Source organism: Actinomadura chokoriensis (assembly GCF_041463665.1).
Lineage (GTDB): Bacteria > Actinomycetota > Actinomycetes > Streptosporangiales > Streptosporangiaceae > Spirillospora > Spirillospora chokoriensis_A.
In genome coordinates this window covers 98,497-106,628 of record NZ_JAXCEJ010000026.1, presented here as the reverse complement: position 1 = coordinate 106,628, position 8,132 = coordinate 98,497, and the positions used below count along the sequence as shown (strand labels likewise).

Below are 8,132 nucleotides of genomic sequence, written 5' to 3'. Positions count from 1 at the left end.
CCCAGCTCAAATCATGGCGAATCCTCCGCAAGCTCCGCTGCAGCCCCAGCAAGGCCGGCCACCTGGTCAAGGCCATCGCCGTCCTACAGAACTACGAACTCACCCGAGGATGAAAAAGGGTCAGTGATAGAGCATCTGACTGCTCGGACCGTCAGAGGCGGCACCCTTTAGCGCACGCCGAATCTTCTCGATCAAGACTGGTCTCCCGCTTCCTCTTCGGTGCGAAGCCGGCAATCGCACGTTTGCTGCGGTCGTGCTCACATTCAGCGTCTGTGCTGACCACCCTCATGCCGCTGAGGACTCTGCCCGACCACGCCGCAGTGCATACGGATCTGCCGATGAGCGGATGTCCCTACATGACGCGGTGACGATCCTAGCCAGCGGAAAGTTGTGTTCGGTAAAATTCAAGATTTGCGCCGCTGATCTGAGAGAGGGGCTGCGGTAGTTCGTTTAGATCAAACCAGCCAATCTCACTGCACTTGCTGGGCTCTCTTATCTCGGAGCCCCCTCCGTCGTAGCGTGAGACAAAGGCGACCGAAACCCAATGCTGACCTTCCTCAGGCAGTAGGTGATCGAAGACACCGAGAAGTCGAACTGGCTCGATGAACATTCCATACTCCTCAGCGAATTCCCGACGAATGGCGTCCGCCATCAGTTCACCGAACTTGACCTCCCCTCCGGGGAACTCCCAAGTTCCGGCCTCGTTTCGGGCGCCGGGTCCGCGACGAGCGAGGAAGATCCGCCCTCTATTATCGAACACCATCGCACCAACGCCGACGCCGACGTAGTCGCGTCCCGCCTTCATGATCGCAGCTTAGACGATCGACGGCATCAGGAACAGGGCGGCTGTGGTCCACATGAAGATGGTCGAGCCAGCAATGAACAGGATGATGTAGGTCTCGTACCAGCGGAAGAAGCTACCGGTGCGGGGAGGTTTCCGGAATCCGATGCATGCGTACTCGTCGGTCAGCTCGCACTCCTCGTTCCGGTAGTCAAGCCAACTGAGGATGCCGATGAAGATCAGTAACATTGCGAAGCAGGCGATCAGGGTCTCTAGTATCAATAGCCCCAAGATCCCCGACTTGGCTGTCGCTGGAGCAATGCCCCACTTCTTGTAGCTGACAAATACCGTCAGGGCTGCCGCGACCAGGGCTGTCGCGAGTGTCTGGAATATTGCTAGAAAGCGATAGACATTCTCGTTCAGCGCGTGAATCTGCTGGAGAATATATTTGTATCGCTCAAGAGCGAAATCGGCGCCGGCAGGCGGTGCTGTGTTTGCGTTCTGAGCGGGAACATGGGGGGCTGTCATTACTCGCTCCGTCCATAGTCGTCCCGCACGAGGGTGTATGCGGTGGCCTTGGTCGTGCCACCCTGCACCGTCGGAATCTCCAGCCGCCCGTCCTCCTCATCCGTCGCGTGATGCCCTCGCATACCCTTCACCAACTCGACGACGTCAACCCCCCATACTTCGGCAACGGTCCTCACCGCGAGGCTTACAGGACCGAAGCTGGCCCACTGATACCACCACGCTTGCGGATCGTCGTCATCGAGATCCGCCACAACGCCCTCAAAGCGAGAATCTTTCGGCCTCGGGCAGATGTCCTCGGGGATGAACCAATATGGAAAAAAGTCGACCAGGAGGCCGTGATCAGGAAGGGCAACAGATTCACCGTCTCTGGTGTAAAAACCCCACGGGGTGGCGTCGGGATAGTGGCGAAATCCGCTTCGCGATATCAGGTGGACCATGGGCCTATCCTTTAGCCAGCTCGCTAGCTGGGTCTGATTGAGTCCGCCTTCCATGACACGCACGCAGGGTAGTTCCTCGGCCTTCCCCCCCAAACCACAGATGTAATCAGCAAGCGTCCACAGTCTGTCGGCGGAGAACCCCTCGAGGTCCTTGATCCGCGTAGCCTGAGAGTTCGCCCAGTCAGCGACAGCCGCCACCGGCCCGAGAGGAAACGCGCTCAGCCGGTCCGCCTTCAAAGGCTGAGCACGAAAGGCGCCAAGCGTGTTCTGGAATGGTGACGACTGAAGGCCACCCACGTAGAGCTGCCCCATCTTGTCGGTACCGAACGCTCCAGCCGTCCACATCTCCATCTGTGTGACGATGGCGGCCCGACCGTTGACTCGACCGTCCGCACCACAGATGCGTGTCTCCCGGTCGATGAAGAGTTTTTCGCATCGCTCGAGGGCTTCCCGCTCGACGATATTCTCCCCGCCCTGCTGATAGAGTCGGCGAAACAACTCGCCTGTTGGCAGGCCGATCCAGTCGTTTGCTTCGATGACCATCCGCGGCCTCGGGTCGTCTGGCCCTTGGACAAGGATATCCACTTCGGACAGGGCGCACATGCGACTGACAATGCTGTGCAGCAACTGCGTGTGGGACAGTCGTTTGCTGGCCCTACGGAAAATGCCTTTCACGCTACGAGGGTCGTCGCGAAGCCTAATTCTGACCTTGGTCCCGGAATCCCTAAGTTGCTCGTTGAGATCGTTCGCTCGCCGGAGCAACGGACGGCCAGCGAGACCATTCTGGAACACCAGCACATGGGTATCACGAGGAGCATCGTTGTAACCGCGGCTATGGACGTAAATCTCGTCGGCAGCAAGGAACACGGCAAAGAAACCGATGCCGAACTTGCCTACGGGCTCAAAACCTGTGGCTGCCAATCCCGGAAAATCCTCGACCATCGCGTCCGATCGCCAGTGCGAATGCCCAAAATCGGTGAGAGCGTCGATCATCACCTCCGGCGTCATCCCCACTCCTTGGTCCGCGACCTCCAACCACCAAGAGCCGTCTTCCCCCTCCAGCTCCAGCGTGATCGACACAGGCCGTGGGGAGGCGCCCTCGAAGGCCGCACGTGCCTTGACCGCATCGGAGGCATTGGCGATTAGTTCGCGGAGAGCAATATCCGGCCGGTTGCCGTAAAGGTCGCGGCCCCCGATGTTTGCGATAACTTGGACGGTGTTGCCAACTTTAAGGCGCGCATCCAAGGGATTCCACCCATCCACCGGTATGACCTCGGAGAGACGGTCAGGAGAGCCCGCACCGACGACCGATCGCAGCGCGAGGCGCTCTCTTCCCATGTCAGCCAGCAGCGCATCAACTTGGCGGAGCTCATCATTGATGAGCTGGATCGTCTCGAATGCCAACCACCAAGCCTCCGCCTCATCGGCCACGAACGGGCCGGTCGAGGTATAGAGGAGGCGGTCGCCTTGTGCAACTGGCCGCAGCAAGCGCTCCTGGAAGTACCAATGGCTGCGTGACAAGCCGCTCGGTTTACGGAAGGCGTGCAGCAGGCTGGGCGCGCGCCGGTGGTCGATGTGGGCGGCGTCGGCTGTTCTCAGCAAGCACGCCAGCTTCAGCCTGTCCACTACCCAGTCTGACGGGAAGGCCGGGCAAGAGCCTTGTGGAGGCGCGAACTTATCCTTCAGATCCGCGACCGGCCACCAATGACTATGTGCGATCTGGCCGATCTGGCGTCCGAAGAAGAGTCGAAGTTGGTGATCCTCAATGAGATATACCGAGTCGCCGTTGGATAGCGAGAAGGCTTGCGTGATCAGTTCCTCCGCCTTCGCGGCATGCCTGCGGCGGAGGAGCTCGGCGATCGCATGTTGCTGAGCACCGGTTCGCACTCTCTCGCTTGATGCCGACCGGTCGGTACTGCTGAGCCTCTGCTCTTCGATGGCGACGAGATCGGCAAACTTCGGATCGCGTTCAAGATCGGCCTCTCCACCAGGATAAGCGGCGAGTGCCATCCCTAGGTCGTGCAGGAGGAAGGCTCCACCGAGGACGAACGCCTCGGCGGGATTCAATGAGACGTCGCCCCCGATCGTTGAGGCCATGCCCCAGAGCGCGTCCGCGTGGGCGAGACCGTGATCGGTAAACATTGGAAGATCGATTGCGATCGAGTCGGCGAGATGCTGCACTGTCTTGCGGAGTGAGAAGTAGGAGAGACGGAGCCGAGATCGATGGTCAGCGTGCTGGTCATCGGCGAGAGGTGTGAACGCCTTCTGCCAGAGGGGGGTCAGCTCAAACTCATCCGGCACCTGTGCTCCTGGGGGCGTGACCGATCAGCCTGAAATGACCGTACCTGGAGAAGCGACCATAGGTATCGATGTTGGCCACACTGATCCTATTTCGTGCGCCCAGTAGAGCCGAAGGTGAAGCCGTGGCGGAGCGGTGGATCTTGTTCGTAAGCTCGTCATCGCTTGCCGGTGGAAGTCCGGTCCGGCCAGCTGCCGGGAGGCCCGGTGACAGGCTGGTGGCTTCGTCTGGAAACGGGCGAGGTCGAAGCCCAGCGTCACGCTGGTCTCCAGAACCCGAAATTCCGGCACGGAACGAACGCCCTCTTATACCGCCGATGGGGAGTGACGGGCTCGCTCGCGTCATGAAGCCCCCGCTGGAGGCGGTGGCAGCGCTCACGGGCCCATAGGTCCGCTCCGGCTTCCACGTGCTCCTGATCAGCTTGAGCGGCTATTGCTCCGCGGACGATTCCGATCACGGCGTTTGGGTCGCGACGTTGCGTATGACAGAGGCCGAGAGAGCCGACTGTGGGTGTTGATCAACGAATGGCGTGGTTCAAGTCTTGGTAATCATCGCCGCTTGGCGGGTGAATTCGGGGCTCGGTCGCGGTGCTTCAGGGGTGCCAGTCGAGATCGCCGGTGGCGGTACGGCCTCGGGGCGGACGGCCTGAACCCGGTCCCCGCCGCATCGCACCCGTCACTCGTGTTCTTCGAGGAGGACACCCGCAGTCCCGACCGCGCCGTCATCGGCGGTCCGGCTGGCAGCCCGTACCGTCCTCAGTTTCGGAGACGCTGCCATGCACACCCGCAATCACTCGCCTCGCCCCGATGACCGTCCGCAGTCCCTGAGCTTGGCTCAGCCCACCGTGAGGCCGACCGCCGCCCGATCTCCAGCGAAGCACCGTTCCGGCCGGGGCCGGTTGGTGGCCGCGTCGCTGCTGTGGACGGCCGGCTGCGGGGCGAGCGCCCTGCTGGTCCCCGGCGTGGCCGAGGCCGGCACGAGCCTGGCCGCAGCGGCCTCGCTGGACGAGGTGATCACCAATCTGCGGAATGTGATCGTGGGGTTGCTGGTGGGGTTGGCGACGTTGTTCGCCACGATCGGCGGTGTCCGCTACATGCTGGCCGGTGGCGATCCCGGTGAGGTGGAGGCGGCCAAGAAGACGCTGCGGTATGCCGCGGTCGGGTACTCGGTCGCGGTACTGGCGCCGCTGCTGGTCAAGATCCTGCAGGGCATCGTCGGCAAGCCGTCGTGACCGCCACCGCGATTCCGCCCGCCCGAGCACACCGGTCCTGGGCGTGGCTTGCTCTGTTGGTCTCGCTGGTGGCCGGTGCGGTCGTGTGCGCGGGTGCCGGCGCGGCGTGGGGCGCAGCCGAAGATCCGGTGCCGCAGCCGTCGGTGAATCCGTCACCGAACGCACCGGCGGCTCCAGGGCGGCAGGCACCGGCACCCACCACGCCGCCGATCCCGGCGCCTGCCGCGCCCGCACCTCCGGCGCCGCAGTCACCCTCCCAGCCTGCGCCCGTCCCCGCAGGCCCGGCACCTTCTCCAACACCGGGGCAGTCACCGGCGCCGGGGTCACCAGGCGGGCAGGGCCCGGCCGGTGAGGAGGGGGCGGGGTGCGGGTTCATGGACGTGGGGTGCATGGCCAAGCAGGCGGTGAACGGATGGTTCGCCGATCTGGTCACCGGCGCGGCCAAGCCGGTCTTTGCGGTGCTGTCGCAGACCGCGCTGGGCACCCCGTCCCTGGATTCGCCGGACATGGCGCGCGCCAAGGACTTGTGGGGCGTGTCTCAGACCATCGCCAACACCTGCTACGTGCTGCTGGTCACCGCCGGTGGTGTGCTGCTGATCGCCGGGCATTCGCTGCCCGGCAGTGAGTTGACGCCTGGGCAGTTGGTGGCGCGGCTGGTGGGCGCGTTCGCGGCCTCCAACCTCAGCCTCATCCTGATCGGTTACGCGATCGCCTTCGCCAACGGCCTGTCGGGGGCGTTCCTGAAGGCCGGGGCCGAGGCGATCGACCCGGGACGGGTCGCCAAGGCGATCGCCGGATACCTGGTCGCGAGCCTGATGCCCAATCAGCCGTACACGATCTTCATCGGGCTGGGTGTGGTGGTGCTGGCGTTGTGCGTGGCGTTCATCTACATCATCCGGATCGCGCTCACCATGGTTCTGATCGCCGCCGCGCCCGTGGCGCTGATGTTCCACGCTCTGCCGGTCACCGACGGGCTGGCGCGGTTGTGGTGGCGCAGCATCACCGGGGTCCTGGCCATCGGCGTGTGCCAGGCGCTGATCCTGGCGACCGCGTTCCGGCTGCTGTTCTCCGACGTCGACCATCCCCGCAGCGAGTCGGGCGGCCATTTTCTGGGGCTTGTCTCGGGTACCGGGATCGATCTGCTGCTGGCGCTGTGCCTGCTGTGGATCATGGTCCGCGTCCCGTCCTGGGCCGCTCGCACCATCTGGCGCGCCGCACAGCCCAGCGCGCTGAACGGGATGGTCAAGAGCCTGATCCTCTACCGCGGTCTGGGTGCCCTGATGCGTCACCGCGTCCCCACCCGCAAGTTCTGGACCCCGCCACCGCCGCCATCACCACCTCCGCCACCTCCCGCGCCGCCTGCTCCGCCCCGAAGGTTGCTGCGTCCGCCGCCGGGACTGCCCGGTGCGTCTCGTCTGGCTCTGGCATCTGGTGGCGCGCCTCCGCCGCTGGAGTTGCCGGGCCCGTCTGATCCGCCGCCGGCGTCGCCTGCCGGAGCGATCCCGATGCCTTCTGGAGCGATCCCGATGCCGCCAGGCCAACCGTCCACTCCTCGGCCCGGCGACGACCGGCGAACGGTTCGGGCGCCGATGCAGATGTCGCTGCCGATTCCCGCCACCGGCAAGACCGGCACGCGTCGGCCGACGCAGCTGGCGTTGCCGGTTCCGGTGACGCGCGTGCCCCGGACGACGTCATCCGGCGGCGGTGCGGCGGCGGGCGGGCACGCGCGGGTGCGGTCGCGGCAGCTGATGCTGCCCGGCATGCCCAGGCAACCCGTGCCGCGCCGCCAGCTGACCTTGTGGACCGACCCGCCCAAGACCAGGAGGCGCCGGTGAGCACCCGCACCCAGCAGCACGATCAGCCGCCGATGAGTGTGAAGATCCCCGCCGACGTCGATCAGCCCGACAAGATCCTCTACGGCCTCACCACTCGGCAACTCGCGATCCTGGCCGGTACCGCCGCGACCTGCTTGTGGCTCTTCCTCACCTTCGGGCCGCTGGTACCGCTGCCGGTCCTGGTCGCGGTGCTGGTGCCGGTCGTGGCGGCCGGGTTCGTGCTGGCGGTCGCCCGCCACGACGGCATCAACCTGGACCGCTACGCCCTCGCCGCCCTCCGCCACCTGCGCTCAGCCAAGGAACGCCTCACGGCTGGGGAGCCGGTGCAGCCGCCTCCGGCCTGGTGCCGGATGCGCGGACGTCTCCCCGAGCCGTTGCGGCTGCCCGTCCGTGCCGTCCGCCAGGACGGGGCGCTGGAGCTGGCAGGAGGCGGTGTCGCCGTCATCGTCCGCGCCGGCACGCTCACCTTCGGGCTGCGTACCCCGGGCGAGCAGGCCGGGCTGGTGGCGGTGTTCGGCCGCTGGCTCAACTCCCTCGACGCACCCGTCCAGATCCTCGTCCAGGCCCGCCCGGTCGACCTGACCGGGCTGGCCGACCACATCACCCAGCACGCAGCCGCGCTGCCCGACCCGGCGCTGGAGCAGGCCGCGAGGGCGCACTCCGCGTTCCTCACCGATCTCGGCGCCGCGCACGACCTGCTCATCCGGCAGATTTTCGTCGTCATCACCGGACACGTTTCCTCCTCGGCCCCGGCGCACGTCCTGCCGTGGCGGCAGCACCAACGCCACCGGGTAGGGCGCGACACGGCGGCTGCGGTCGCGTTGCGGCGTGCCGCCGAGGCCGTGCAGTCCCTGGCCGCGCTCGCCGTTCCGGCCGAGGTCCTGGACGCAGCGAACGCCACCGTCGTCATCGCCGAGTCTCTATCCCCAGGTGAACTCCAGCTTGTGGATAACTCCTCTTCGGATGACGTGATCACTCACCGGCAGGAGGGCTGATGCGACCGTTGCTCGGTGCGCTCTCA

General features: G+C 65.1%; 6 protein-coding genes and 1 pseudogene. 4 read left to right on the top strand and 3 right to left on the bottom strand.

The genetic code is table 11. From position 1 onward, the window contains the following. Window positions 1-113 (top strand): annotated as a pseudogene (locus SM418_RS31420) (IS5/IS1182 family transposase); the annotation flags it as partial. 260 nt (window positions 114-373) lie between these two features. On the opposite strand, the gene SM418_RS31415 reads toward SM418_RS31420, so the two are convergent. Genes SM418_RS31415 through SM418_RS31405 form a run of 3 tightly spaced genes read right to left on the bottom strand, consistent with a single transcriptional unit; the run spans window position 374 to window position 4,047 of the window. Continuing rightward, entirely contained in the window at window positions 374-805 is a 432-nt protein-coding gene (locus tag SM418_RS31415) for an NUDIX domain-containing protein (RefSeq protein WP_371944950.1), read from the bottom strand. Between the two features lie 9 nt (window positions 806-814). Beyond that, window positions 815-1,309: a hypothetical protein gene (locus SM418_RS31410; protein ID WP_371944948.1), complete on the bottom strand. Its 495-nt coding sequence runs from the start codon at window positions 1,307-1,309 to the stop codon at window positions 815-817. Next, on the bottom strand, window positions 1,309-4,047 hold the full coding sequence (locus SM418_RS31405) for an HD domain-containing protein (RefSeq protein ID WP_371944947.1): 2,739 nt from the start codon (window positions 4,045-4,047) through the stop codon (window positions 1,309-1,311). The genes SM418_RS31410 and SM418_RS31405 overlap by 1 nt, the downstream gene beginning before the upstream one ends. Window positions 4,048-4,946: 899 nt before the next feature. On the opposite strand from SM418_RS31405, the gene SM418_RS31400 reads away from it, so the two are divergent. The 3 genes from SM418_RS31400 (at window position 4,947) to SM418_RS31390 (ending at window position 8,106) form a co-directional block, all read left to right on the top strand. Next, window positions 4,947-5,276 (top strand): pilin, encoded by a 330-nt coding sequence (locus SM418_RS31400; protein WP_371944946.1) that lies wholly within the window; start codon window positions 4,947-4,949, stop codon window positions 5,274-5,276. A gap of 389 nt (window positions 5,277-5,665) precedes the next feature. Next, window positions 5,666-7,111, top strand: a complete 1,446-nt coding sequence (locus SM418_RS31395; protein WP_371944945.1) for a TrbL/VirB6 family protein — start codon at window positions 5,666-5,668, stop codon at window positions 7,109-7,111. Continuing rightward, entirely contained in the window at window positions 7,108-8,106 is a 999-nt protein-coding gene (locus tag SM418_RS31390; protein ID WP_371944943.1) for a PrgI family protein, read from the top strand. The genes SM418_RS31395 and SM418_RS31390 overlap by 4 nt, the downstream gene beginning before the upstream one ends. The last annotated feature ends 26 nt before the right edge of the window (window positions 8,107-8,132 follow it).